The organism is Paraoerskovia marina, assembly GCF_900105445.1.
In the GTDB taxonomy this organism is placed as follows: domain Bacteria; phylum Actinomycetota; class Actinomycetes; order Actinomycetales; family Cellulomonadaceae; genus Paraoerskovia; species Paraoerskovia marina.
Genome location: NZ_LT629776.1, coordinates 621,095 through 645,890, shown reverse-complemented (window position 1 = coordinate 645,890; position 24,796 = coordinate 621,095). Strand labels below are relative to the sequence as shown.

The 24,796-nt window shown below is 70.1% G+C and carries 21 protein-coding genes and 1 riboswitch; of the genes, 10 read left to right on the top strand and 11 right to left on the bottom strand.

Features of this window, described 5'->3' with window-relative positions; all coding sequences use genetic code 11:
- Positions 1–69 precede the first annotated feature (69 nt).
- From BLU20_RS02900 to BLU20_RS02880, 5 genes are all read right to left on the bottom strand, one after another.
- Entirely contained in the window at positions 70–4,608 is a 4,539-nt protein-coding gene (locus BLU20_RS02900) for a DUF5979 domain-containing protein (protein ID WP_083371519.1), read from the bottom strand.
- A 121-nt stretch (positions 4,609–4,729) separates the two neighbouring features.
- Entirely contained in the window at positions 4,730–4,960 is a 231-nt protein-coding gene (locus tag BLU20_RS02895; RefSeq protein WP_083371518.1) for a hypothetical protein, read from the bottom strand.
- Complete coding sequence (locus BLU20_RS02890) at positions 4,957–6,249, bottom strand: inorganic phosphate transporter (protein ID WP_231959270.1); 1,293 nt, start codon at positions 6,247–6,249, stop codon at positions 4,957–4,959. Before BLU20_RS02890 ends, BLU20_RS02895 begins: the two co-directional genes overlap by 4 nt.
- A 126-nt stretch (positions 6,250–6,375) precedes the next feature.
- Positions 6,376–8,664, bottom strand: a complete 2,289-nt coding sequence (locus BLU20_RS02885) for a S9 family peptidase (RefSeq protein ID WP_083371516.1) — start codon at positions 8,662–8,664, stop codon at positions 6,376–6,378.
- A gap of 50 nt (positions 8,665–8,714) precedes the next feature.
- Positions 8,715–9,140 (bottom strand): PPOX class F420-dependent oxidoreductase, encoded by a 426-nt coding sequence (locus BLU20_RS02880; protein ID WP_083371515.1) that lies wholly within the window; start codon positions 9,138–9,140, stop codon positions 8,715–8,717.
- 408 nt (positions 9,141–9,548) lie between these two features.
- On the opposite strand from BLU20_RS02880, the gene BLU20_RS02875 reads away from it, so the two are divergent.
- The 5 genes from BLU20_RS02875 to BLU20_RS02855 all read left to right on the top strand — a co-directional run bounded on the left by BLU20_RS02875 (position 9,549) and on the right by BLU20_RS02855 (position 14,331).
- Positions 9,549–10,952 carry a branched-chain amino acid ABC transporter permease gene (locus BLU20_RS02875; RefSeq protein ID WP_029253943.1) on the top strand — a complete coding sequence of 468 codons (1,404 nt, stop codon included), beginning with the start codon at positions 9,549–9,551 and terminating at the stop codon, positions 10,950–10,952.
- 13 nt (positions 10,953–10,965) lie between these two features.
- Complete coding sequence (locus tag BLU20_RS02870; protein WP_029253944.1) at positions 10,966–11,949, top strand: branched-chain amino acid ABC transporter permease; 984 nt, start codon at positions 10,966–10,968, stop codon at positions 11,947–11,949.
- On the top strand, positions 11,939–12,862 hold the full coding sequence (locus BLU20_RS02865) for an ABC transporter ATP-binding protein (RefSeq protein ID WP_029253945.1): 924 nt from the start codon (positions 11,939–11,941) through the stop codon (positions 12,860–12,862). Before BLU20_RS02870 ends, BLU20_RS02865 begins: the two co-directional genes overlap by 11 nt.
- The gene (locus tag BLU20_RS02860) at positions 12,859–13,674 is read left to right on the top strand and encodes an ABC transporter ATP-binding protein (RefSeq protein WP_083371514.1); all 816 of its coding nucleotides are present in this window, start codon (positions 12,859–12,861) and stop codon (positions 13,672–13,674) included. Before BLU20_RS02865 ends, BLU20_RS02860 begins: the two co-directional genes overlap by 4 nt.
- A gap of 102 nt (positions 13,675–13,776) precedes the next feature.
- Positions 13,777–14,331 carry a GNAT family N-acetyltransferase gene (locus tag BLU20_RS02855; protein ID WP_083371513.1) on the top strand — a complete coding sequence of 185 codons (555 nt, stop codon included), beginning with the start codon at positions 13,777–13,779 and terminating at the stop codon, positions 14,329–14,331.
- A gap of 73 nt (positions 14,332–14,404) precedes the next feature.
- On the opposite strand, the gene BLU20_RS02850 is transcribed toward BLU20_RS02855, so the two are convergent.
- Positions 14,405–15,694, bottom strand: a complete 1,290-nt coding sequence (locus BLU20_RS02850) for an ABC transporter substrate-binding protein (protein WP_083371512.1) — start codon at positions 15,692–15,694, stop codon at positions 14,405–14,407.
- Between the two features lie 483 nt (positions 15,695–16,177).
- Between BLU20_RS02850 and BLU20_RS02845 the strand changes: the two genes are divergently transcribed.
- The 4 genes from BLU20_RS02845 to BLU20_RS13645 all read left to right on the top strand — a co-directional run bounded on the left by BLU20_RS02845 (position 16,178) and on the right by BLU20_RS13645 (position 18,566).
- Positions 16,178–16,381: a cold-shock protein gene (locus BLU20_RS02845; protein WP_029253949.1), complete on the top strand. Its 204-nt coding sequence runs from the start codon at positions 16,178–16,180 to the stop codon at positions 16,379–16,381.
- A 139-nt stretch (positions 16,382–16,520) separates the two neighbouring features.
- A riboswitch (SAM riboswitch) is annotated at positions 16,521–16,635 on the top strand.
- Positions 16,636–16,650: 15 nt separating this feature from the next.
- Positions 16,651–17,088 (top strand): hypothetical protein, encoded by a 438-nt coding sequence (locus tag BLU20_RS02840; RefSeq protein ID WP_083371511.1) that lies wholly within the window; start codon positions 16,651–16,653, stop codon positions 17,086–17,088.
- Between the two features lie 121 nt (positions 17,089–17,209).
- Entirely contained in the window at positions 17,210–18,142 is a 933-nt protein-coding gene (locus BLU20_RS02835; protein WP_029253951.1) for an excalibur calcium-binding domain-containing protein, read from the top strand.
- Positions 18,143–18,332: 190 nt separating this feature from the next.
- A complete protein-coding gene (locus BLU20_RS13645) occupies positions 18,333–18,566 on the top strand; it encodes a hypothetical protein (protein ID WP_157270262.1) in 234 nt (77 codons plus the stop codon).
- 3 nt (positions 18,567–18,569) lie between these two features.
- On the opposite strand, the gene BLU20_RS02830 is transcribed toward BLU20_RS13645, so the two are convergent.
- From BLU20_RS02830 to BLU20_RS02810, 5 genes are read right to left on the bottom strand one after another with little or no spacing between them, the layout of a single operon-like run.
- Positions 18,570–19,382, bottom strand: coding sequence for an amino acid ABC transporter ATP-binding protein (locus BLU20_RS02830; protein ID WP_052367223.1), 813 nt, complete (start codon positions 19,380–19,382; stop codon positions 18,570–18,572).
- On the bottom strand, positions 19,379–20,362 hold the full coding sequence (locus tag BLU20_RS02825) for an amino acid ABC transporter permease (protein ID WP_083371510.1): 984 nt from the start codon (positions 20,360–20,362) through the stop codon (positions 19,379–19,381). The genes BLU20_RS02830 and BLU20_RS02825 overlap by 4 nt, the downstream gene beginning before the upstream one ends.
- On the bottom strand, positions 20,359–21,321 hold the full coding sequence (locus BLU20_RS02820) for an ABC transporter substrate-binding protein (RefSeq protein ID WP_052367224.1): 963 nt from the start codon (positions 21,319–21,321) through the stop codon (positions 20,359–20,361). The genes BLU20_RS02825 and BLU20_RS02820 overlap by 4 nt, the downstream gene beginning before the upstream one ends.
- Positions 21,318–21,485, bottom strand: coding sequence for a methionine/alanine import family NSS transporter small subunit (locus BLU20_RS02815; RefSeq protein ID WP_083371509.1), 168 nt, complete (start codon positions 21,483–21,485; stop codon positions 21,318–21,320). Before BLU20_RS02815 ends, BLU20_RS02820 begins: the two co-directional genes overlap by 4 nt.
- Positions 21,482–23,071, bottom strand: a complete 1,590-nt coding sequence (locus BLU20_RS02810) for a sodium-dependent transporter (protein ID WP_029253955.1) — start codon at positions 23,069–23,071, stop codon at positions 21,482–21,484. Before BLU20_RS02810 ends, BLU20_RS02815 begins: the two co-directional genes overlap by 4 nt.
- 187 nt (positions 23,072–23,258) lie before the next feature.
- On the opposite strand from BLU20_RS02810, the gene BLU20_RS02805 reads away from it, so the two are divergent.
- Positions 23,259–24,689: a glucose-6-phosphate dehydrogenase gene (locus tag BLU20_RS02805; protein WP_083371508.1), complete on the top strand. Its 1,431-nt coding sequence runs from the start codon at positions 23,259–23,261 to the stop codon at positions 24,687–24,689.
- The last annotated feature ends 107 nt before the right edge of the window (positions 24,690–24,796 follow it).

Below are 24,796 nucleotides of genomic sequence, written 5' to 3'. Positions count from 1 at the left end.
TCACCCGGGAATACGAACCTTAGTTCTCAATTCAGGACAATTTTTCTTCACGCCCAGTCGAACGTCCCCTCAGCCGAACCGACGACGGAGCACGACGAGAAGGCCGCCCAGGACCATCAGAGCCCCTGCGGCACCGATCAGGCCTGCCGCGTTCGCGCCGGTGACGGCCAGGGAGCCCCCGCCCGACGACGTCGCGTCCGCCTCGTTCGTCACCGTCACCACGGGCAGCGGGTCGATGCCGTCGACGCCGAGCACGACCGCGTCGGAGATCACAGGTGCGGACCACTCCCCGTCCTGGATCGGGGCCGGGTCGTCCTCCGTGACGGAGCACTCGGCGCCGACGGGCAGATCCGCACCGAGGGTGTCGGACGACTCTCCCGCCGCGAGCTCCCACGTGCCCTCGCCGACGGTCTCGCCGTCGAGCGTGCACTCCCAGTCCCCGGTGAACGGCGTCCCGTCGGGCACGACGCCGTCCGGGTCGTCGAGCTGCTTGCGGACGGCGAAGCCCGTGGCGACGTCGTCAGCACCGGCGGTGTTGGTCACGACGGCGACCGGCAGGGGGCCGGTACCCGCGTCGACGAGCGTCACCGCGCCGGGCAGCGACGGCTCCGACCAGGCGCCGCCCTCGATCTCGGGCAATGGCACGTCCTCAGACACCGTGCACTCGGAACCGACCGGCAGGCCCTCCGCGACCGTCACCGTCTCGTCCGCGGCGAGCTCCCAGGTGCCCTCGCCGACGACGCTGCCCTCGGAGGTGCACTCCCAGGTCCCGGTGAACACGACGTCGTCGCCGACCACGCCGTCCGCGTCGATGACGACCTTGGTGATGTCGAAGCCGGTGACGACGTCCTCGGCCACCACCGTGTTCGTCACCGACACAAGCACCGGGTCGACGCCGTCGTCAAGGTTCTCCAGGACCACCGGCGACCCCTCGATCATCGGGTCGGCCCACGTCCCACCGTCCACCGGGTCCAGGTCGTCCTCGGCCACGACACACTCCGCGCCCACCGGCAGCCCCTCGGCCACCGTCACGGTCTGACCAGCGACCACCGACCACGTCCCCTCGCCACCCGCGACCGGCTCACCGTCGAGCGTGCACGCATACGTCCCCGTGAACGTCTCGTCCCCGCTCAACAGCTCGTCCGCGTCCGAGACCACCTTCGTGATCTCGAAACCCGTCACGTCGGCCGTGATCGTGTTCGTCACCGTCACCAGCGTCGGCCCGGTGCCGTCGGCCAGATTCTCCAGGACCACCGGGGACCCGTCGATCTCCGGGTCGGCCCACGTGGCCCCGTCGACCGGGTCGAGGCCGCCCTCGGTGACGGTGCACTCCGAGCCCACGGGCAGGTCCTCGGCCACGGTCACCGTCTCCCCCGCGGCGAGCATCAGGTCACCCCCGCCCACGACCAGGCCGTCGGAGGTGCACTCCCAGGTGATCGGGTACTCCTCGTCGCCAGAGAGCACCTCGTCGAAGTCGTTGACGACCTTGGTGATGTCGAAGCCGGTGACGACGTCCTCGGCCACCACCGTGTTCGTCACCGTCACAAGCACCGGGTCGACGCCGTCGTCGAGGTTCTCCAGGACCACCGGCGACCCCTCGATCATCGGGTCGGCCCACGTCCCACCGTCCACCGGGTCCAGGTCGTCCTCGGCCACGACACACTCCGCGCCCACCGGCAGCCCCTCGGCCACCGTCACGGTCTGACCGGCGACCACCGACCACGTCCCCTCGCCACCCGCGACCGGCTCACCGTCGAGCGTGCACGCATACGTCCCCGTGAACGTCTCGTCCCCGCTCAACAGCTCGTCCGCGTCCGAGACCACCTTCGTGATCTCGAAACCCGTCACGTCGGCGGTGAAGGTGTTGGTGACGGTCACCGTGACGGGGTCCGCGCCGTCGGAGCGGTCCTCGAGCGTGACGGGAACCCCCTCGAAGGTCGGGAACTCCCACGACCCACCCGTCACGTCGGGCAGCGGTGGAATCTCGCGCACCGTGCACACCGCACCGATCGGCAGCCCGTCCGCGACCTCGACCGTCTCCCCCGGGGCGAGCTCCCAGGTCCCGGTTCCCACGACCTCGCCGTCGAAGACGCAGGCCCACGCGCCGTCGAACGTCGTGCCGTCCGGCACGAGGCCCTCGTCGTCCACCAGGGCCTTGGTGATCTCGAACCCGGTGACGGCCGCCGCGACGCTGTTCGAGACCGTCGCGGTCGGGACCTCGACGCCCTCGCCCGCGGCGACGACCGTCACCGGCTCGGGCAGGATCGGGTCGGCCCAGACGCCGTCGGCGATCTCGGGCAGCGGCAGGTCCTCCTCCACGGTGCACACCGAGCCAGTCGGCACGTCCTCCGCCACCGTCACCGTCTCACCGGCCGTCAGGGACCACGTGCCGTCCCCGACTGGTTCGCCGTCGAGCGTGCACTCCCAGGTCCCGGTGTACGTCTCGTCCCCGGAGAGCACCTCGTCCGGGTCGTCGACCGACTTGGCGATGACGAACCCGGTGGTGTCGACCTCGAAGACGTTCACCACCGTGATGACGACGTCGGCGCGTGCGGACTCGTCGCCGATCACCACCTCGGAGGAGATGGTGGGGTCGGCCCACTCCCCGCCGTCGACGTCGGGCGGGTCGACCTCGGAGACGACACAGACCGCCCCGACGGGCAGGAGCTCCTCGTCCGCCCCGGGGACCTCCGCGCTCTCGCCCGCCGCCAGGGTCACGGTCCCGGAGCGGACGACCGTGCCGTCGAGCGTGCACTCCCACTGCAGGTCGTAGGTCAGGTCGGGATCCACGGCACCCGTCGGGTCGTCGAGCGCCTTGACGATGTCGAACCGCCCGCCGGCCAGGACCGCCGTCTCGTTCGCGACCGTGATCGTCGGCACCTCGTCGGTGGCCGCGACGCCGAGGGTCACGGAGTCCGGGGAGATCACCGGATCCTGCCACTGACCGCCGTCGATCGCCGGGAGCTCGTCCTCGGTGACCGTGCAGACCGAGCCGATCGGCAGGTCCTCGGCCACGGTCACGGACTCACCGGCCTCCAGCGCCCAGTCGCCCGAGCCGACGGTGCTTCCGTCGTCGGGGTCCGTGCACTCCCAGGTTCCGGTGAACTCCGTGCCGGCGGGCACGAGGCTCTCCCCGTCCGTCAGGTCCTTGGTGATCTCGAACCCTGTCGCGAGCGCGTCGAGCGTGTTCGTGACCTGAATGGTCACGATCTCCGTCGGGTCGTCCGAGACGACGAACTCCGACGGGTCGAGGACCGGCTCCTGCCACGTACCCCCGTCGACCGGTGGCGGGGTGTTCTCCGTGACGGTGCACACGGACCCGGCCGGGACTCCGTCGCCCGCGTAGATCTTGGTCTCGCCCGCCGTCAGCTCCCACGCGCCCTCGAGCAGGACGGAGTCGTCGTCGGGGTCACGGCACTCGAACGTCCCGGAGAAGACGAGGTCTTCCGGCGCGATGCCCTCCGGGTCGACGACGATCTTGGCGATCCCGTACCCCGCGTCCTCGTCCTGGCAGCCCCAGTCGGTGCCGTCGTCGAAGGGGTAGGCGTGGATCTCGGTGCCGCTTCCGGCCTGGGTGAGGTCTCCGTTGGTGTACATCCGGCCGTTGAGACCCGGCATGGACGTGGTGACCGTGCCGCCCGGAGTCGGGACGACGACCGACCCGACGAACTGCGACGTGCCGTCGAAGGTGATGTCGGTGGCGTCCTCGAAGTTCCAGAGGGTGTCCGTCGCCCACTCGCCGAGGTTCTCGGCCCCGAGGGCGGTGCCGCCGGCGAAGGGGTCGCCGCCGTAGAAGGTGCTCGTGTTGACGTTCACCGGGCTGCCGTCGTCCGGCCCGATCACGTTGATGACGACGACGGCTGCCGGGTCGATGTTCTTGAAGACGATCGTCGGGTTCTCGAGCGCGGTGGGATCGGCGTTGAGGTCGACCTCGAAGACCTGACGGTCGAGGGTGTTGTCCCCCTCGAAGTACAGGGTGCCGAAGCCGTCGTCCGTCGTCGTCCCGGTCGGTGCGAGGGCGGCATACGTGTCGGACGTCGTCTGCAGCGTGTTGCCGAACGACTCGAACGGGACGAGCGCGTCGGGCGTTCCCAGCCCTTCCTGGACCGTCCCGCCGTTGGTGACGATCGCCGCCGACTGGTCGATCCCGGTGGTGATCCCGCCTCCGACGTTCACGGCCCCACCGCCGTCGAGCCCGGAGCCGACGTCGACGTAGTTGGTGCCGACCGTCTCCATGTCGCCGCCGACGTGCAGCATCACCGACCCGGGAGGCGGCACGACCTGCGAGCCGACGCCGACCACGCCGAGGTTGAAGATGCCGTCGGGGTCGCGGTCGAACGTCGCGTTGCCCTCGACGACGACGACGCCCTCGGTCTCGGCCGCGGACTCGGTGATGGTCCAGTCGCCGCCGACATAGGTGTTGACGTTGGTGTCGTACCCGTTGAACGGGGGAAAGATCCCCACGTTCGGCGGGACGTCCGGGCACTGCAGGGCGTCAGCAGCCGCCGCGGGGGCCACCACCGCGAACGGGCTGAAGGGCGCCACCAGCGCGAGCGCCAGTCCGGCGAGAGCGGCGCGCGCGGTCGCGCGCCTCGTCGTCGTCCGCATGAACGTCCCCGATCCCCCCTGCACCCTGTGCGTCACATCACAGGGTGGTCCAGAAAGCGTGGGAGCGCGACCGGAAACCGAGCAGGCAATTCCTCGGCCCGACCTTCGTCGGCCGAGGAGGTCAGTGCCCGCCGGAGGCGATGAAGACGACGGCTCCGACGATCGCCAGGATGATGACGCCGAAGCACGTCCAGGCCCCGACGCGGCGGCCGAGGCTCGGGTGCCGCTCACCGTCGGGTCCGGCCGGGACGGCGAGCGTCTTCACGCCGAGCGCGAAGAGCGCGGGCAGGCCGGCGCCGATCAGGATGCCCCAGATGATCACGCTGCCGAGGGCGCTCCACTCGATGTTCATGCGCGGTTCTCCGAGGTAGTGGGGTCAGGTTCGTCGGTGTCGGACTCCGAGGAGAGCGCGTAGACGTCGCGCATCACGACGGCGTCGGCGAGGACGTCGATGGCCTCCGGGTCGTACTCGTACGAGTCACCGGTGAGCTCGCCGTCCGTGGCGGTCTCGTCCGAGCCGCCCGTGCGGCTCGGCTCCCACTCGTCGTTGACGTTGGTGTGGTTGACCGGCTTGCGCCGCGAGACCAGGTAGATCCCGGCCGAGATCAGGATCAGGAGGCCGAAGGAGACGAACGCACCGGCATCGCCGCCGACCACACCCTGGATCCAGTAGGCGAGCGCTCCGACGATGCCCGCGGCCGGGACCGTGATGAGCCAGGCGAGGCCCATCCGACCGGCGACACCCCACCGGACGTCGGCGCCCTTCATCCCGACGCCGGAGCCGAGGATCGATCCCGTGGCGACGTGCGTCGTCGAGAGCGAGAAGCCGAAGTGGCTGGAGAGGAGGATGACGGCGGCGGACGAGGTCTCCGCGGCCATGCCCTGGCGGGAGTCGATCTCGACGAGCCCCTTGCCGAGCGTGCGGATGACGCGCCATCCGCCGAGGTACGTGCCGAGCGCCATCGCGAGGGCGCAGGAGAAGATGACCCAGAACGGGACGCCCGAGTCCTCGGGGACCGCGCCCGCGGCGATCAGTGCGAGCAGGATGATGCCCATCGACTTCTGCGCGTCGTTGGTGCCGTGCGCGAGCGAGACGAGGGATGCCGAGCCGATCTGACCCCAGCGGAACGACTTCTCGTTCATGTCCTGCGGGACGTCGCGCGTCAGGCGGGCGACGAGCGCCGTACCGATGCTCGCGACCGCGATCGCGACGATCGGGGCCAGCAGCGCCGGCAGCATCACCTTGGCGACCAGACCGCCCCAGAGCACGCCCTCGGTGCCGGCGGCGGCGAGCATGGCGCCGACGATGCCGCCGATCAGTGCGTGCGAGGAGCTGGACGGGATACCGAAGAGCCACGTGATCAGGTTCCACAGGATGCCGCCGACCAGACCCGCCAGCACGACCTCGAGCGTCACGAGGCCCGCGTCGACGATGCCCGTGGCGATCGTCGCGGCCACGGTCAGCGACAGGAACGCACCGACCATGTTGAGGCTCGCCGACAGCAGGACGGCGGTCTTGGGCTTGAGAGCCCGGGTGGCGATGGACGTGGCCATCGCGTTCCCCGTGTCGTGGAACCCGTTGGTGAAGTCGAAGGCCAGCGCCGTCATTACGACGACGACCAGAAGGATCGTCTCTGTCACGTATTCAATGGTGCGGCGTCCGGAGGGGAGGACGCGACCAGATCGACAACCCTTCCGCGGTTGTTCACCTGGAGTTCATCTTGCGTTCGAGTCAGCAGGAGATTCTAAGAAACATCTGTGTGTCGTTCATGCACGGCCTGCAAGCCCCAGCACGTCGAGCGTCCACGCGTCCTCGAACGCGATCTCCTTCCAGCGCTCGTACCGCCCCGACACTCCCCCGTGCCCGGCGCTCATCTCGATCTTCAGCACGACGTCGGCCCCCACCTCACGCAGCCGGGCCACCCACTTGGCGGGCTCGACGTAGAGGACGCGGGTGTCGTTGAGCGATGTCAGGGCGAGGATTCGGGGGTACTCGACGTCGTCGCGCACATTCTCGTACGGCGAGTACTCCTTCATGTAGGCGTAGACCTCGGGGTCCTCTAGCGGATTGCCCCACTCGTCCCACTCGATGACGGTCAGCGGCAGCGACGGGTCGAGGATCGACGTCAGAGGATCGACGAACGGCACGGCCGCGACGACACCCGCGAAGTCCTGCGGGGCGAGGTTCGCCACCGCCCCCATCAGGAGGCCGCCGGCCGAGCCCCCGTACGCGACCGTGCGCTCCGGCGTCGTCCACCCGCTGCCGACGAGGTGCCGGGCACAGGTGACGAAGTCCGTGAAGCTGTTCTTCTTGGTCAGGGTCTTGCCGTCGTCGTACCAGCCGCGCCCCATCTCGCCACCGCCGCGCACGTGCGCGACCGCGAAGACGACCCCGCGGTCCAGCAACGACAGGCGCGGCACCGAGAACCCCGGGTCCGTGCTGATCTCGTACGAGCCGTACCCGTAGAGCATCAGCGGTGCCGGGTCGGCCTGCATGCCCGACGCGTTGAGCGTGACCGCGTCGCGGCGCCACACGAGCGAGATCGGGATCTGCGTGCCGTCGTCCGCGGTCGCCCATTCGCGCGACTGCGCGTAGTCGGCCGGGTCGTAGCCGCCGAGCACGGGCTGGCGCTTGCGCAGGGTGCGCTCGCCGGTCGCGACGTCGTGGTCGTAGACCGTCGCCGGGGTGACGAAGCTCGTCTGGCCGATGCGGACGTGGCGCTGGTCCCACGCCGGGTTGGCACCGACGCCGACGGTGTACAGCGGCTCGTCGAAGGCGATCTCCTCGATCTGCCACGGCTGATCGAGCGGCCCTTGCTGATCGAGCCGGCCACGCTGATCGAGCCTGTCGAGATCCTGGTCTCGACGAGCTCGACCGCCGTCCTCCGCCCGACCGACGACCTCCGCTCGACCGACGTCGAGCCGCACGACCCCGACCCGGGCGAGCGCGTCCTTGCGGTAGGAGACGACGACGTGGCCGGCGAACGCGTCGACGCCCTCGATCCGCACCGAGGGGTCGTGCGGCACGACGACGGTCGCGTCCTCGGGGAGCAGCGTCGCCCCGGCCGTCGGGACGTCGGTGGCGACGACCTCGAAGTCGAGCGCCCCGTCGTTGTGCGTGATCAGGAGGCTGTCACGGGGACCGTCGGCGCCGGGGAGCACGGCGTGCTCGACGGTGTACTCGACACCCTCGCGGCGCGGCCAGACCACGCGGAAGTCGCCTGTCGGGTCGTCGGACTCGAGGATCCACGACTCGCTGGTGATCTTGGAGCCGAGCTCGATCTGCAGGTATCGGCGCGAGCGGGAGAGGCCGACGCCCACCCAGTACCGGTCGTCCGGCTCCTCGAAGACGATCACGTCGTCGCCCGCGGGGGTGCCGACCTCGTGCCGCCAGATGCGGTGGGGGCGCCACGCGTCGTCGACCGTGGGGTAGAAGACGTAGCGGCCGTCGGGGCTGAACGTCGCCCCGGGGAACGTGCCGGGGACCTCGTCGGCCAGGTCCTCTCCCGTCGTCAGGTCGCGGACCCGGAGCGTGTAGCGCTCGTCGCCGACGACGTCGGTCGCGTACGCGAGCCGGTCTCCGTCGCCGGAGAGGTCGAACGACCCGAGCGAGAAGAACTCGTGCCCCTCGGCGGCGACGTTCTCGTCGAGCAGGACCTGCTCACCCTCGACGGGTTCGCCGGGGACCAGCTCGGGCGGGACGTCGTCGCCGGGTACGCGCGGTGCGCGGGCACGGATGGCGTACTGCTGTCCCTCGACGGTGCGCGAGTAGTACCACCAGGGGCCCTCCGCCACGGGGACGGAGAGGTCGGTCTCCTGCGTGCGCGCCTTGATCTCGCCGACGATCCGCTCGCGCAGGTCGGCGAGGTCGTCGGTCTGCGCGGCTGCGTAGGCGTTCTCGGCCTCCAGGTGCGCGAGCACCTCGGGCGACTCCTTGTCGCGCAACCACTCGTACGGGTCGGTGACGACGTCGCCGTGGTGGGTGCGCGTCGTCGGGCGCTTCTCCGCGACGGGAGCGACGACGGCGGGGTCTGAGAACTGCTGCGAATCCGACACCCCGCCAGCGTACGGGGGCGGGGCGGGGTGCCGTCGAACGCGCCTGGCGGCTACGCCGTCGCGTCCTGGCCGTCGTCGAGGGTCAGGCGGAGGTAGGTGCGCTCCTGCTTGCGACGGAACTTCGACGCGAGGTCGAGCGCGCGGGCCTGCCACCCGTACTTCTTCCGCAGCGCGGCGTGCGCCGCCTTGCGGGTGGCCTCGTCCGCCGGCGTGGTCCCGTCCAGCACAACGGCGGTCCCGGTCACGGTCTCTCCGCGGACGTTGCCGCGGGCGTCGCACGGCTGGAGCGTGATCGTCGGGTTGTTGCGCAGACGCTTGACCTTGCCCGAGTGGAGGTCCGTGACGACGACGAGCGCGCCGTCGACCTGGGGGTCACGCGCGGCCCAGACGGGCGTCGCGACCCCCTCGCCCGAGCGTCGGAAGGTCGTGAGGGCGAGGAAGGACTCGTCGCGCAGGTCCGTGTTCTGAGAAGTCATGTCGCCATCCTCCCGCAGACCGACCGGACGCGACTGTGTCTCACATCACGGTACGTAGTGTCACGATCGCGCAACGGACCGGACGCTCGACGACGGACGGGAATCGGCGACGCGCCGCACACCCTGGCCCGCCCTGGGGGCCCGCCAGGCACGGGAGAGCGCCCGAATCCACTCTGCGAATCAGCACGAATCCGGCCACTGACCTGCGTGAACGGCGGAAAGTGGTGCAAACGTCCAGGTAAAGAGCCAGGCACTCGCAGGCCACCAATTCCTAATGTGACGCGCGCTACACTTCCGGCACCTTGCAGAAACACGACCGATACACGCCCGATCTACTGTCCACCGCACACCGAGGTGCGGCCGACCCGCCACCCCTCTCGGTGAACAGCGAACACGGAGGACCCGCCGATGACAGCGGACCGAGGTAAGACGACGATCCGACGATCCCTGGCAGCGTTGATGCTGTCCGGGCTCGCCGCGCTCGCCGCCGCCCCAGCCCTGGCCACCACACCGACCAGCGTGGCTACCGCCACCAGCACCTGCACGCCCGACACGGAGACGGCCTGCATCGGCGTTCTCGTCCTCGACCCGGAGAACAACCGGATCGCCGACGCCGACATCGAGATCACCGGACCCGAGGGGTTCAGCGAGATCGTGACGACGACGGACGACGGGCTCTCCGCCGTCGCCGTCACGGAGACCGGCAAGTACGTCGCCTCCCTCGACGCGACGACCCTCCCCGACGGGGAGGAGCTCGGCGAAGGAGCAGAGACCGAGATCACCGTCACGGCGCAGATGGGCGGCACCGCCCGCGCCGCGTTCCGCATCGGGGAGGACACGGCGGTCGCGCCCAGCGAGACCGCCTCGTCCACCGGCGAGGGCGGGCTCGACGGCGACGGCAGCACACCGGCGGCCTCCTCCGGCGGGCTCAAGGCCGACCAGGTGTGGACGCAGATCGGCTCGGGCCTCCGCTTCGGCCTCCTGCTGGCCCTCGCCTCCGTGGGCCTCAGCCTCATCTACGGAACCACCAAGCTCTCCAGCTTCTCCCACGGCGAGCAGGTCACCCTCGGCGCGATGCTCGCGTACGTGACGATGAACGTGATGGGCATGCCGATCTGGCTCGGCGCGATCGTCACCATCGCGCTCTGCGCCGCGACCGGCTGGATCCAGGACGCCGGCATCTGGAAACCGCTCCGCAAACGCGGGACACCCGTGGTCCAGCTGATGATCGTGACGATCGGCCTGTCGATCGCGCTGCAGTACTTCATCCAGCTCGCCATCGGCGCCGGCACCCAGCGCATCATCACGAGCAACCCGGAGACGTGGTCGCTCGGGCCGTTCACCCTCACCCGCGCCTCGTGGGTCTCGATGGTGATCGCCCTGGTCGTCCTCCTCGCCGTCGCGTGGTTCCTCACCCGGACCCGGATCGGCCAGGCCACCCGCGCCGTCTCGGACAACACCGCGCTCGCCTCGGCGACCGGCATCGACCCGAACAAGATCATCCGCATCGTCTGGGTCCTGGCCGCCGGTCTCGCCGGCCTCGCCGGGATGCTGCTCGGCATGGTCTTCGGGTCGTTCAACTGGATGATGGGCATGCAGATGCTGCTGCTGATGTTCGCCGCCGTCACCCTCGGTGGACTCGGCACCGCGTTCGGAGCCCTCGTCGGCTCCCTCGTGATCGGCATGGTCGTCGAGCTCTCCAACCTCTTCATCCCGAGCGACCTGCGGTACGCCTCGGCCCTCCTCATCCTCATCCTCGTCCTCGTGTTCAGGCCCCAGGGTCTGCTCGGTCGAGCCGAGCGCATCGGCTGAAGGGAAGCTGACCATGGACTTTCTGCGCATCCTCGAACAAGCCCTCGGCGAGCTCATCGCGCCGACCACCGCTGCCTACGCGCTCGCGGCCATCGGGCTCAACCTGCACTTCGGGTACACCGGACTGCTCAACATGGGCCAGGCGGGCTTCATGCTCCTCGGCGCCTACGGCTTCGCGATCTCCACGATCGCCGGAGCACCCTTCTTCGTCGCCCTCCTCGTCGCGATCATCGCCGGAGCGCTCTTCGCGCTCCTGCTCGGCATCCCGACGCTGAAGCTACGGGGGGACTACCTCGCGATCGTCACGATCTCGGCCGCGGAGATCATCCGCATGGTGGGGCGCTCCACCGTCTTCAACGAGCAGACCGGCGGGTCCTCGGGCCTCACCGGCAACTCGTTCAAGGAGACTTTCCTCGGGCTCTCCCCGCTGCCCGACGGCCGCTCCGCGATCGGACCGCTCGAGTACCTGAACAACGGCTCGGACTCCTGGTGGGTGCGGATCGTGGCCTGGTCGGTCGTCCTGATCGCCGTGCTGCTCGTCTGGCTCCTGACCCGCAGCCCCTGGGGCCGCGTGCTCAAGGGGATCCGTGAGGACGAGGACGCCGTGCGGTCGCTCGGCAAGAACGTCTACGCGTACAAGATGCAGGCGCTCATCCTCGGCGGCGTCGCCGGCTCCGTGGCAGGCGTGCTGTTCGTCCTCCCGCGCGCCGTCCAGCCCGACTCGATGGGCCGGTCGATGACGTTCTTCATCTGGACCATCCTCCTGCTCGGTGGCGCCGCCACCGTCTGGGGCCCGGTGATCGGGTCGATGATCTTCTTCAGCGTCTACATGCTGCTGCGGGCCGGGATGCGTTCCGCCCTGCCGGACGCGGTCTCCTCGGCCCAGATCGAGCAGATCGGCGGCATGCTCGTCGGGATCACGCTGATGTGCCTGGTGATCTTCCGACCCCAAGGAATATTCGGCGACAAGAAGGAGCTGTCGTTCAATGTCCGATGACACGACGACCGAGACGACGGTCGACCCGGTCAAGCTGGACCTCTCACACGTCGAGGCCACGCCCGGGTCCCCCAAGCCCACGTCGATCCTCACGGTCGACAACGTCCGCCGCCGCTTCGGCGGGATGACGGCGGTCGACGTCGACCACCTCGAGGTCGAGGCCAAGGCCATCACGGCGTTGATCGGCCCCAACGGTGCCGGCAAGACGACGTTCTTCAACCTTCTGACCGGGTTCGACGTCCCGGACCAGGGGTCCTGGACGTTCGAGGGGCACTCCCTCGGCGGCAAGCCCGCCGCCAAGGTCGCCCGTGCGGGCATGGTGCGCACGTTCCAGCTCACCAAGGCGCTCTCGCGGCTGACGGTCATGGACAACATGCGCCTGGCCGCGCGGAACCACCCGGGCGAGAACATGTTCGCCTCGCTCGTCCCGCCGCTGTGGCGCCGACGCGAGGTCGAGGTCACGGACAAGGCGTCCGAGATCCTCGAGCGCTTCAACCTCCTCGCCAAGGCCGACGACTTCGCGGGCTCGCTCTCCGGCGGCCAGCGCAAGCTCCTCGAGATGGCGCGGGCCCTGATGACGGACCCGACGATGATCATGCTCGACGAGCCGATGGCCGGGGTGAACCCGGCACTCGTGCAGTCCCTGCTCGGGCACATCCAGGCGCTGCGCGACGAGGGCATGACCGTGCTCTTCGTCGAGCACGACATGCACGCCGTCCGCCACGTCTCCGACTGGGTGGTGGTCATGGCCGAGGGCCGGATCGTCGCCGAGGGGCCACCGGAGAGCGTGATGAACGACCAGGCCGTGATCGACGCCTACCTCGGCGCGCACCACGACACCGACCTGGGTGACGACTCGCTCCTCGACCCCGCGATCCTCGCCCGCCTCGAGGAAGAGGAGAAGAAGCGATGAGCAACGACACCGTGACCGCCACCGCGGGGCCCCGCCCCGCCGTCGACGACCTGCTGCTGCGCGCCGACAACCTCGTCGCGGGCTACCTGCCGGGCGTCAACATCCTCAACGGCTGCTCGATCGAGGTGGGGCAGGGCGAGCTGATCGGCATCATCGGCCCCAACGGCGCCGGGAAGTCGACGCTCCTCAAGGCCCTGTTCGGTCTCGTGGAGGTGCGGTCCGGCACCGTGACGCTCGGCGGTGACGACATCACCGGGATGAAGGCCAACAAGCTCGTGGAGCGCGGCGTCGGGTTCGTGCCGCAGTCCAACAACGTCTTCCCGTCCCTCACGATCGAGGAGAACATGAAGATGGGCGTGTACCTGCGCCCGAAGGCGTTCGCCGAGCGCTTCGCGTTCATCGCCGAGCTGTTCCCCGCCCTCGGGGAGCGCCGCGCCCAGCGCGCGGGCTCGCTCTCGGGCGGTGAGCGTCAGATGGTGGCGATGGGTCGCGCGCTCATGATGAACCCCTCCGTGCTTCTGCTCGACGAGCCGTCCGCGGGACTGTCCCCCGTGCGGCAGGACGAGACGTTCCTGCGGACCCGGATGATCAATAAGGCCGGGGTCTCGGTGATCATGGTCGAGCAGAATGCCCGCCGCTGCCTGCAGATCTGCGACCGCGGCTACGTGCTCGACCAGGGCGTCGACGCCTACAACGGCACGGGGAGCGAGCTGCAGCACGACCCGAAGGTCATCTCGCTGTACCTCGGCACGCTCGCCGAGGGCGTCGAGGACGCGGCCGACGCCGCCGCAGCGGACCGCTCCACGCCGTAGCACCACCGGGCAGGGCTCCGGCCCGCCCGACACCGCAGCACGGACCGGCCCCGGGGGGACTTCCCCCGGGGCCGGCGTCGTTTCCGGGGGCAGACTGGTGCCATGACCGTGCCCGTGACCACCGACCGTCTCCTCCTGCGCCACGTCCACGAGGACGACGCACCGTCGCTGCGCGAGATCTACGGACGGGACGACGTCGCCCGGTACGTGCCCATGGCGGCCTGGACCGCGGAGAGCACGCCGGTCGAGATGGCCAAGCGGGTGGCGCGCACCGGCATCGACGGGCCGGGGACGGCCCTGGCGCTCGTGATGGTCCTGGACGGCCGGGTGATCGGCGACGTCGTGCTCTGGCCGACCGACGACACGCTCGCCTGCGGAGAGATCGGCTGGGTGCTGCACCCCGACGCCGCCGGGCGCGGGTACGCCACCGAGGCCGCGCAGGCGTTGCTGACGATCGCGTTCGAGGAGTACTCGATGTACCGCGTCGCCGCGCAGCTCGACCCCCGCAACACCGCGTCGGCACGGCTCTGCGTACGTCTGGGAATGCGGCAGGAGGCCCACCTGCGGCAGAACTGGTGGTGCAAGGGCGAGTGGACGGACACCGCCGTCTACGGGATGCTCGCGGCCGAGCACGCGGGCTCGCCCGGTGTCCCATGAGGAAGGGCCCGGCACCAGACGGTGCCGAGCCCTCCTCGGTTGCCGCGCCGTTGCGGCGGGGGTGTGGAGAGGGTCAGCCGATCTGACCCTCGACAGCACGCGTGAAGTTCTGCACGTTGCTGCTGTCGTACTCGTAGACACCGATGAACGCCGACGACGGGTCGTTGTCGTCGTTCAGGGGGCCGGTGCCGGAGACGCCCACGTAGTGGATGTCGTCGCCCGCCTCGAGCGCCTCGACGCCCTCCGCGAAGCTGCTGACCTCGGTGCCGCCGTCGGCGCCCGACACGGACTTGATGTTGTCCGCGATCGTCTGGCCGTCGGCCGATCCACCACGCACGGCCGCGAGGGCCGCGAGGATCGTCGCGTCGTACGACTCGGGGCCGTAGGCGTACGAGGTGAGCTCGCCACCCTCGGAGTCGGCGTAGAACGCGTCGAGACGCTCCTTGAACTCACCCTTGGCCTCGGCACCGGGGATCGTCCCGATGACGCCCTCGAGGGTGCCCTCGTCGAAGTCACCCTCGTACGACGCCGTGTTCCCGTCGCAGAAGAACGTCTTGCCGCCGAGGTCCCAGCCCTGGGCCACGAGCTCGGTGACGATCGCCTTGGTCTCGTCGAACGCGATCACGGAGATGACGTCGGGGTCCTGCGCGAGCAGGTCGGTGACCTGTGCGGAGAAGTTCGACTCGCCGGGCTGGAACTCCTGCCCGGCCCCGGTGCCGCCGTAGACCGCCTCGGCCCCGCCTGCCTCGATCGTCTGCTGGACGTTGTCGCGCAGGCCCGTGCCGTAGTCCTCGTTCTGGACGAGGAAGCCGACCTTGGTGGCCCCCGAGTCGAGGATGAGCGAGCCGAGGGCGGAGCCCTGGACGGAGTCCGGCGGGGCGGTGCGCGCGAAGAGGTCGCTGTAGCCCGAGAGCGTGGTCGACGTGTTGGCGGGCGAGATCTGCATGACGCCGGCCTCGGTGACCATGTCGACGACGTTCAGCGAGACGCTCGACGACGCGGCGCCGATCATCACGTCAGCGTCCTTGCCGATGAGGTCGGTCGCCGACTGGGTCGAGACGTTGAAGTCCGTCGAGTCGCCGGAGTCTGCGCCCTCGATGGTCACGTCGTTGCCGAGCACGCCGCCGGCCTCGTTGATCTCGTCGACCGCGAGGCCGACACCTGCGACCTCGGGCGGGCCGAGGAACGCGAGGGTTCCGGTCAGGGGCAGGAGCGTCCCGACGACGAGCTGGTCGTCGCCGCCGCCGCCGTCGCCGCCACCGTCGGCACTGTCGCCGCCGTCGTCGGTCGAGCAGGCCGCCAGGCCCAGGCTGAGGGCTGCAGCGAGCGCGAGGCTTCGCGTCGCAAGGGTCCGTCGCTTCATAAGTCTTTTCCCTCCGAGGTGGACCTGTGATCCACGACACCATTCGTGCCGTGCGGTCACAGTAGGCAGCGAATGTGTCGGCGATGTGTCCTGGGGCACAGTTCCGCCCGATCGTTACCGTGATGTGACTCATGACACGTTTCGTCTCACCTGGCGGGCAATACCGGCACGATCGTGCCGTTTCGGCGGCGACGACGTCGCACAGCCCCGCCTCGACCCGCGACCGCACCGCCTGGCCGCGCGTGCAGCACCGGCGGCAGCGGCGGCACCGGCGGCGCGGAAATCTCCACATGATTCTGCCGTCAGGCCATGGTGTCCCTGGCTCAAACCCGGTACGCTCGTACTCGCAGAATGCAGTTCGCTTGTCCTTGCGCTTCGGTCTCCGGACCGGGCGGACCTTGTTTACCCAAGAGTTGACGACGAATCACCGTGATGCCGGCCTCGGAAGTCGGGGCCGTTGACACCTCTTGAAGGAGAAACAAGATGACGCTCGGTACCGTGAAGTGGTTCAACTCGGAGAAGGGCTATGGCTTCATCGCCCCCGAGGACGGCTCCGCCGACGTGTTCGCCCACTACTCGGCGATCCAGACGCAGGGCTACCGCACGCTCGAAGAGGCGCAGCGCGTCGAGTTCGACGTGACGCAGGGCCCCAAGGGCCCGCAGGCGGAGAACATCCGCCCCGCGTGATTTTTTCTCAGCCCGCCGCCTGACGCGGCAGCTGAACCGACGACCCCTCGCCACTCGTGGCGGGGGGTCGTTCTGCGTGCGGACGCGGTGCCCGACGACGGGCTCGCCATCCGCGGGCGGATCGGCCTACGATGGTCGCGGTCATGAGGCCCCGTGGTATCGCCCTCCGGCGTGCGGGACCGGCAACCGCGCCAGTGCGCACGGTGCTCCCGGAGGAAGACCCGCCCCCGCCGCCGGTGGGGGAAGCGCACCACGTCAGGAGTACGCAGATGGCCTCCGCCACCACCCTTCCCCTCGCCGGCACGCGCACGCCCGAGGCCACCGCGGCTGTGTTTCCGGTCACACCGGGGTACGGGTTCACACCGACGCAGCGCGCCGCCCTCGACGCCACGCCGTGGGGATGGCGCACCGGGGTGGTGCGGTCCGTGTCGGAACGACTCACGTGTGTCGGCTACGACGCCGACGTCCTCCCTGCCGCGCCGTCCGGACCGACGGGTCTCGGAGAGCCCGCACCGGTGCCGAACCGCGCCATCCTCTGGCACGCCGCTGATCTGCGGGCCGCGCTCCACGTCGGGGACCTCGTCGCCGTCCACGAGGAGCACCACGCCCTGCGGTACGTCGTCGACGACGCGCACGACGCGATCCGGACCGTCTCCGCGTTCGTCGAGTGCGGCGTCGGCCCCGCTCCCCGCCCCGCGACCACCTGACCGGAGGCCGCTCCCGACACGGGAGGCCGGCGTCGTCCGCCTGCCCAAAAATGCACACGGTCTGGCGCAAACCACCTCGCTTGCCGCATAGTGTTCCGCGCAACCGATCGAGGAGCCTGACATGCGTTTCAACCCGCCCCCGGGGTGGAGCACCCCGCCCGGGTTCGAGCCCGATGCGACCTGGTCGCCCGACCCGTCGTGGCCCCCGGCCCCTCCCGGCTGGGAGTACTGGGTCGACGACGACGACGCCACGACCGTGGTCCCCGCCGCGACCGATCCGGGTGCCACCGCCGTCATGCAGGCGGTCCGCACTCCGGCGGCCACGAGCACGAGGACGACCACCGTCCGGAGCTCGGGCGACAGGACGGCCACCAGCGGGTCGACCACCCGCAGCCCGTCGGGGTCGACACCGACCGCGTCCGCCAGCGGCGTCGTCGCCCTGGGCGCGACCCCCGACGACTCCCCGGCCGCCGGGGCGCCGTCACGCGGCAGCCGATCCGGCGCGGGCAACCCGAGCAAGGACGGGTCCTCCGGACGGCGCACCGCGACGGGCCCGATGGTCGCCGCCGCGATCGGCGGGCTCTGCGCAGGGCTCGTCATCGGGCTGGTCCTCGCGTTCGCCGCACGGGGCGACGCGAGCGAGGCGATCGCCGAGGCGAACGCCTCGCAGGCCAAGGCCGAGGCGGAGCGCGACTCCCTCGCGGACGACCGCGCCGAGTTCGAGACGCACATGGAGGACCTGACCGCCCAGCAGGAGCAGCTCGCCGAGGACCAGGCCGCGCTCAAGGACGAGCAGGACGCGCTCGACGACCGGGAGAGCGAGATCAGCGACCGCGAGGACGAGGCGCAGAACAGCAACAACCAGAACCAGAACCAGAACAACAACCAGGGCAACAACCAGAACAACGACAACCAGAACAACAACCAGAACGCCGACAAGACGTACTGGGACTGCGGGGAGGCGAAGCGCGACGGCGTCGCGCCGATGCGCGAGGGAGACCCCGCCTACAACGCGATCCTCGACTGGGACCGCGACGGCGTGATCTGCGACTGAGGCCTCCGCGGGCGTCCGGTCCGTCCGGTACGGGGCGTTTTACCTCACCTGTTCGGCCACGGATCGGTAACGGAGGCTCGTTCAGCGAGCGTGCGACCACGGCGAACCACAGACTCGGAGGCGGGCAGGCACACACGTCTGCCCGCTTCGTGCGCCGTGCACGAGCAGCCGCAGTGCCCTGGAGGTCTCCGTGCCACAGTCCGCCCGGATCAGCGCATCACCGTCGACGACGTCGCCCGCGAGCCTCGTGCAGGCACCGCAAGAGCGTGCCGCCCACCCCGTCGCCGACGGTGCCGTGACGCATGACGCCCACGACTTCACGTTCTCGCAGCGGCTGCTGCGCCACCCGGTCGCCCTCACCTCTGCCGCGATCGTCGTCGGCCTGGGCGGCGGAGTAGGCCTCGGAGCGCTCGTCCGGGGCTGACGCCTACAGCACGTGCGCGAGGAAGTCCTGCGTGCGCTGCTCGCGCGGCGTGACGAGCACCTGCTCGGGCGCCCCCTGCTCGACGATCACACCCTCGTCCATGAACACCACCTGGTCGGCGACCTCGCGGGCAAAGCCGATCTCGTGGGTCACGACGACCATCGTCATCCCGGACCGTGCCAGGTCCTGCATCACGCCCAGCACCTCCCCCACGAGCTCGGGGTCGAGGGCCGAGGTGGGCTCGTCGAAGAGCATGAGCTCGGGGTCCATCGCCAGGGCCCGCGCGATGGCGACTCGCTGCTGCTGCCCCCCGGAGAGCTGGGCCGGGTAGTGGTCGGCGCGGTCGGAGAGCCCCACGCGGTCCAGGAGCTCGAGCGCCCGGGCCCGGGCCGTCGACCTCGAGTCCCCCCGGACCTGTACCGGCGCCTCCATGACGTTCTCGAGGGCGGTGCGGTGCGGGAAGAGGTTGAAGCGCTGGAAGACCATGCCGATGCGCGAGCGCTGGCGTGCGACCACCTTGGGGTGCAGCCGGTGCAGGCGGGTGCGCCCACGGCGGGTGACCTCGCGGTAGCCCATGCGTTCGCCCGCCACCTCGACGGAGCCGGCGTCGATCTCCTCGAGCTCGTTGATGCAGCGCAGCAGGGTCGACTTCCCCGACCCCGAGGGACCGAGGATGACGCTGACGGCCCCCGGCTGCACCGTCAGGTCGACGCCGCGCAGGACGTGCAGGTCGCCGAACAGCTTGTGGAGGCCCTCGATCTGCACCATCGGCGCCGTGGCCGCCGCGGGGTCCGGGGTGGTGGGCTGCGTGGTCATGGCGTCACGTCCAGGAAGGGGTCGTCGGTGGTGGTGCCGGACTGCCGGATGGCGGCCTGGCGGCTCGGGCGGCCCGCGCGTCGTCGTCCTCCGCCCGGGCGCCCGGTCCCGCCGTCGGAGCCGAACCCCTTGCCGTAGTACCGCTCGATGTAGTGCTGCCCGACCATGAGGATGCTCGTGATGACGAGGTACCAGATCGCCGCGACCATCAGGAGCGGGATCGGCAGGAAGATCCGGTTGGCGATCGCGTTGGTGGCGAACGTCAGGTCCAGGGTGAACGGCACCGCGAGGACGAGGGACGTCGTCTTGAGCAGGGAGATCGTCTCGTTGCCCGTCGGCGGGACGATCACGCGCATGGCCTGGGGCAGGACGACGCGGCGCAGGATCTTGCTCTCGCTCATCCCCAGGGCCTTCGCCGCCTCGCTCTGACCGGGGTCGACGGAGCCGAGCCCGGCGCGCACGATCTCGGCGAGGTAGGCGGCCTCGTTGAGCGCGAGGCCCAGGACGGCGGCGTAGAAGGCCGTGATGACGTCGGCGGTGTCGAAGGAGAAGAACTCGGGCCCGAACGGCACGCCGACGCTCAGGCGCGGGTACAGCACCGACAGCAGGCCCCAGAAGACGAGCTGCGTGTACACGGGGGTGCCGCGGAAGATCCAGATGTAGGTCCAGCTCGTCCAGCGCAGGACGGGGTTCTGCGACCGCCGCATGATCGCCAGGGTGACGGCGAGCAGGACCGCGATCGCCATCGCGAGGAACGTCAGGAGCAGGGTCCACCCGACGCCCTGGACCACGCGGGTGTCGAAGAGGTAGGCGCCGACGACGTCCCAGCGGTAGTTGTCGTTGGTGACCAGGCCGTTGACCGCCATCGCGGCGAGCACGCCGATGACGACGGCGGAGATCCACCGCCCGGGCCGCGGGACGGGCACGGCGTGGATGCGCCCGGGGATCGGGTCGGTCTCGGGGGTCGGGGTCTGGCTCATGAGATCTCCGGCTGGATATCGAAGGAGTCGACGGCGCCCTGCTCGTTGCCCCACGCCGTCAGGATGCGCTCGTAGTCGCCCGAGGCGTCGAGCGACTCGAGGGCGGCCTGGATGGCGAGGGCGAGGTCGTCGTCACCGAGCTCGACGACGATCCCCTGGTCGGCCTCGGCCCGGACGCTGCCGAGCTGTTCCAGGCGTCCGCCCGTCCGGGCGACCGCGAAGGCCGCGATGGGCGAGTCGGTGTACATGACGTCCGCGCGTCCGCCGACGAGGTTGGTCGTCACCTCGTTCTGCTGGTTGAACGGCAGGATCGTGATCTCGGGGTCGCCCGCGGCCACGCACTCGTCGGAGATCACGGGGATCTCCTCGTTCTGCACGGTCCCGACCTGCACGGCGACGGTGGTCCCGCACAGGTGGTCGGGGTCGATCTCCCGGGGGTTGCCCGCGAGCACCGTGTACGACTCGCCGGCGTTGAAGTAGTTGATCATCGTGACCGCCTCGAGGCGCTCCGGCGTGATCGTGAACGACGAGATCCCGACGTCGTACGTCGAGCCGACCGACGGGATGATGCTCGTGAAGTCGGCGATCTCGGGGGCGCTCTCGAGCCCCATGACGGCGGCGACGGCGGCGATGATGTCGAGGTCGTACCCGATCGGCGTCTGCCCGTCCTCGGCGAGGAACTCGGCGGGGGCGTAGGCCCCGTCGACCCCGACCGTGAGCAGGCCGCCGGCCGCGACGTCGTCCGGGACGAGCGCGACGACGTCGGGGTCGGGCTGGATCGTGGACACGTCGACCTCGGGGATGGTCACCCCGCCGCTCTCGCCGATGATCTCCTCGTCCGAGACCTGAGTGCACCCCGCGGCGACCAGCGCCGTGACGGTCAGCACCCCGGCGATCCGGAGGCCCGACGTCGGACGGCGGGCGGGCCCGGGAGGGTGCTGTGCGGGGTGCGAGGTCATGACTCCCTGGAGTCTACGACGGGCGCGACGCCGTCGTCGTCGTGGCCGCCCTCGGGGAGGTTCTCCGCCTCCGGGCGCCGGCGGAGCGCGACGATGCTGGCGATCAGACCGCCCCAGACGACGACGATCGTCACGATGAGAAAGATGACGGCGGTGCTGGTCATCGACGTGCCTCCTTGACGGCGCTGGTGGGCTGCGGCTTGGGCGGGTACTCCGGCCAGGGCACGAACCCGTCCACGGACTCGTGCCGGCGCACCATCGGCATGACGACGGCGAGCACGACCATGAACGCGACGGAGCCCCAGCCGACGGTCACGAGGTACCAGGTGGGGTAGCCCTCGTACCCCTCGGAGATCAGCGTGACGATGCGCGAAGCGAGCATGTACGTGAGCAGGACGGGTGCGAGGATCCCGACGCAGAACCGCCACCAGGACCCGAGCTGGAACGTCGAGACGGTGTTGAGGTGGTACTGGAGCTCCTTGCCCCGGCGCAGCACCCACATCAGCAGCACGGTCATCAGGACGGCGGACCCGACGATCCCGATGTTGTTGGCCCAGTTGTCGGTGGTGTCGAGGTAGATCAGCCCGGTGGTCGATCCGAGCAGCACGATCGAGATGACGGCACTGACGCTCCCGATGCCCACGGCGGACGCCCGGGGGCTCCAGCCGAACTTCTCCTGGAAGCCCGAGGAGACCACCTGCAGGATCGACAGCAGCGACGTGAGCCCCGCGAGCACGAGCGTGCCGAAGAAGAGCGCCCCGAAGAGCTGCCCGCCGGGCATCTCCGAGATCACCGCGGGGAAGGTCATGAACGACAGACCCACACCGGTGAGGTTTTCGAGCTGGTCGATCGCGACGCCCTCGTTGAAGGCGAGGAACCCGAGCGTGGCGAAGACACCGATCCCCGCGAGGATCTCGAACGAGGAGTTGGCGAACGCGACGACGAGGCCGGGTCCGGTCATGTTCGACCGGCGCGGGCGGAACGACGAGTAGGTGATCATGATGCCGAAGGCGATCGAGAGCGAGAAGAAGATCTGGCCGTACGCCGCGATCCAGACGTTCGCGTCCGTGAGCGCCGACCAGTCCGGGGTGAACAGCGCGTTGAGCCCGTCCGCGGCGCCGTCGAGGAAGAGGGCGCGGACGACGAGCACCGTGAAGGTGACGACGAGCAGCGGGATGAACACGACGTTCGCCCGCTCGATGCCCTTGGCCACGCCGGCACCGAGGATCACGATCGTCACGACCCACACGGCGACCAGCGGGATCAGCACGCCGGGCACGAAGTCGAGGCTGAACCCGGGCTCCCCGACCTGCAGGTACTCGCCGACGAAGAACCCCGTCGGGTCGTCGCCCCAGGCAAAGTTGAACGAGAAGAAGAAGTAGCTGACCGCCCACGCGATCACGGCCGTGTAGTACAGCGCGATCACGATGCAGATGCCGATCTGGAACCAGCCGAGGCTCTCCAGCCCACGCGAGATCCGCCGGAAGGCCTGCGGCGGCGCGCCACGGAACCGGTGCCCGACGGCGTAGTCGAGGAAGAGGATCGGGATGCCGGCGGTGAGCAGCGCGATCAGGTACGGCACCATGAACGCGCCGCCGCCGTTCTCGTACGCCACCCCGGGGAACCGCCAGATGTTGCCGAGGCCGATGGCTGATCCGACCGCGGCAAGGATGAAGGCCGTCTGACCGCTGAACTGCTCGCGCGGTCGACGCCGTGCGCCGGCGGACGGCGTGGACTCTGAGCCTGCCATGGGTACCTCGCTCGGTGTGGGGCGGCCGCCGTGGGGTGGAGCGGCCGGTGTTCGTGGACTGGGGGCACAGTAGCGCCGTGCGGGGGTGCCAGCACGGCGGACCGTCGGTGATTGTGAACCAGGACCCGACGTCCGCGTGCACATCGCCAAAGTGTGAACGCGGCCCGGCGGTCGTAGCGTCGTGCCCATGACGACGACGCGAGACGAGCCCGAATCTCTCCTCCTCGTGCTGCACGGCGCCCGGGGAGACCTCGCCGCCCGGATGGTGCTGCCCTCGATGTACCTGCTGTACCGCCGCGCCCTGCTGCCGGACGAGTGGCGGATCATCGGCACGGGGCGCGCGGAGATGACGGACGACGAGTTCATCGACCACGTCCACGACGCACTCGAGAAGTACTCGGACGAACCCCTCGACTCCGGATGGCACGACTTCGCCGCCCGCCTGGCGTACACCACCGAGGTCACCGAGGACGCCCCCTGGGAGCAGGAGCAGGCGATCGGGGACCAGACGAACAAGGGCGCGCTCCTCGTGCACTACCTCGCGGTACCGCCGTCGGCCTTCGCCCCGATCACCCGGGCGCTCGCGAAGCACGATCTGCTGACCGACGCCCGCGTCGTCTACGAGAAGCCGTTCGGGACGTCGCCGGAGTCGTTCACCGAGCTGGACGCGCTGGTGCACGAGCACCTGGACGAGGAGCAGGTGTTCCGCATCGACCACTTCCTCGCGAAGGAGGGCACCCAGAACCTGCACGTCCTCCGGTTCGCCAACGAGCTGTTCGCGCACTCCTGGAACCGGAAGCACGTCGCGGAGGTGCAGATCGACGTCCCCGAGACGCTGGACGTCGCCCAGCGCGCCGAGTTCTACGACGCCACGGGCGCGTCGCTCGACATGCTGGTGACGCACCTGTTCCAGGTCGCGTCCGAGGTGGCGCTCGAGACCCCCGACTCGCTCGACGTCGACGCGCTCGTCGCCGCCCGCGAGGAGGTCTTCCGGTCCTTCCGCGAGCTCGACCCGACCGACGACGTCGTCCTCGGTCAGTTCACCGGGTACACGGACATCGACGGCGTGGACGACGACTCGACCACGGACACCTACGTCGCCGCACGGCTGTGGATCGACAACGAGCGGTGGCAGGACGTCCCGTTCGTGCTGCGGACGGGCAAGATGCTCGCGGGCGCCGCGCAGCGCGTGACCCTCGTCCTCCGCGCCCCGCGCGGGCCGATGGCCGGCGAGTCCACCGTGCGGCCGAACGCGATCAGCGTCTCGATCAGCGGCGACGGCGAGATCGAGCTCTCGACGACGGTGAAGCGACCCGGCCCGGAGCTCGAGCTCGCGAGCGGGATCGCCCGGCTGTCTCTGGACGACGTCGACCCGGGCGCCTCGCTCCCGCCGTACGCGAGCGCCATCCACGACGTGCTCGACGGCGACCGCCGGGCGTTCACGACGTCGGCGACGCTGACCGAGGCGTGGCGCGCGTTCGCCCCTCTGCTCGGCCCCGGGCGCCCGGCCCCGGAGCCGTACGAGCCCGGCTCGTGGGGTCCGGCCGCTGCCGACCGCCTCGTGGGCGACGAGGGCTGGTGGGTGCGCGGCGACGGCGACACCCCGCACGGCGACTGACCGGCGCGCGCCCGGGCGACGTCCGAGCGCGCCTCCGGACGTCCGAGGAGTGGTCGAGATGTGACCAGAATCCCCGCGCGCCCGCCGCGCGGTGCGGGGCCATGCCG

Coding starts and splice junctions, on each gene's coding strand:
- BLU20_RS02880 (WP_083371515.1), bottom strand. CDS start 9,140: ATGACTTCTCAGAACACGGACCTGCGCGACGAGTCCTTCCTCGCCCTC.
- BLU20_RS02810 (WP_029253955.1), bottom strand. CDS start 23,071: ATGGCAGGCTCAGAGTCCACGCCGTCCGCCGGCGCACGGCGTCGACCG.
- BLU20_RS02895 (WP_083371518.1), bottom strand. CDS start 4,960: ATGAACATCGAGTGGAGCGCCCTCGGCAGCGTGATCATCTGGGGCATC.
- BLU20_RS02870 (WP_029253944.1), top strand. CDS start 10,966: ATGGACTTTCTGCGCATCCTCGAACAAGCCCTCGGCGAGCTCATCGCG.
- BLU20_RS02830 (WP_052367223.1), bottom strand. CDS start 19,382: ATGACCACGCAGCCCACCACCCCGGACCCCGCGGCGGCCACGGCGCCG.
- BLU20_RS02805 (WP_083371508.1), top strand. CDS start 23,259: ATGACGACGACGCGAGACGAGCCCGAATCTCTCCTCCTCGTGCTGCAC.
- BLU20_RS02855 (WP_083371513.1), top strand. CDS start 13,777: ATGACCGTGCCCGTGACCACCGACCGTCTCCTCCTGCGCCACGTCCAC.
- BLU20_RS02825 (WP_083371510.1), bottom strand. CDS start 20,362: ATGAGCCAGACCCCGACCCCCGAGACCGACCCGATCCCCGGGCGCATC.
- BLU20_RS02900 (WP_083371519.1), bottom strand. CDS start 4,608: ATGCGGACGACGACGAGGCGCGCGACCGCGCGCGCCGCTCTCGCCGGA.
- BLU20_RS02815 (WP_083371509.1), bottom strand. CDS start 21,485: ATGACCAGCACCGCCGTCATCTTTCTCATCGTGACGATCGTCGTCGTC.
- BLU20_RS02845 (WP_029253949.1), top strand. CDS start 16,178: ATGACGCTCGGTACCGTGAAGTGGTTCAACTCGGAGAAGGGCTATGGC.
- BLU20_RS02860 (WP_083371514.1), top strand. CDS start 12,859: ATGAGCAACGACACCGTGACCGCCACCGCGGGGCCCCGCCCCGCCGTC.
- BLU20_RS02840 (WP_083371511.1), top strand. CDS start 16,651: ATGGCCTCCGCCACCACCCTTCCCCTCGCCGGCACGCGCACGCCCGAG.
- BLU20_RS02820 (WP_052367224.1), bottom strand. CDS start 21,321: ATGACCTCGCACCCCGCACAGCACCCTCCCGGGCCCGCCCGCCGTCCG.
- BLU20_RS02875 (WP_029253943.1), top strand. CDS start 9,549: ATGACAGCGGACCGAGGTAAGACGACGATCCGACGATCCCTGGCAGCG.
- BLU20_RS02850 (WP_083371512.1), bottom strand. CDS start 15,694: ATGAAGCGACGGACCCTTGCGACGCGAAGCCTCGCGCTCGCTGCAGCC.
- BLU20_RS02835 (WP_029253951.1), top strand. CDS start 17,210: ATGCGTTTCAACCCGCCCCCGGGGTGGAGCACCCCGCCCGGGTTCGAG.
- BLU20_RS02865 (WP_029253945.1), top strand. CDS start 11,939: ATGTCCGATGACACGACGACCGAGACGACGGTCGACCCGGTCAAGCTG.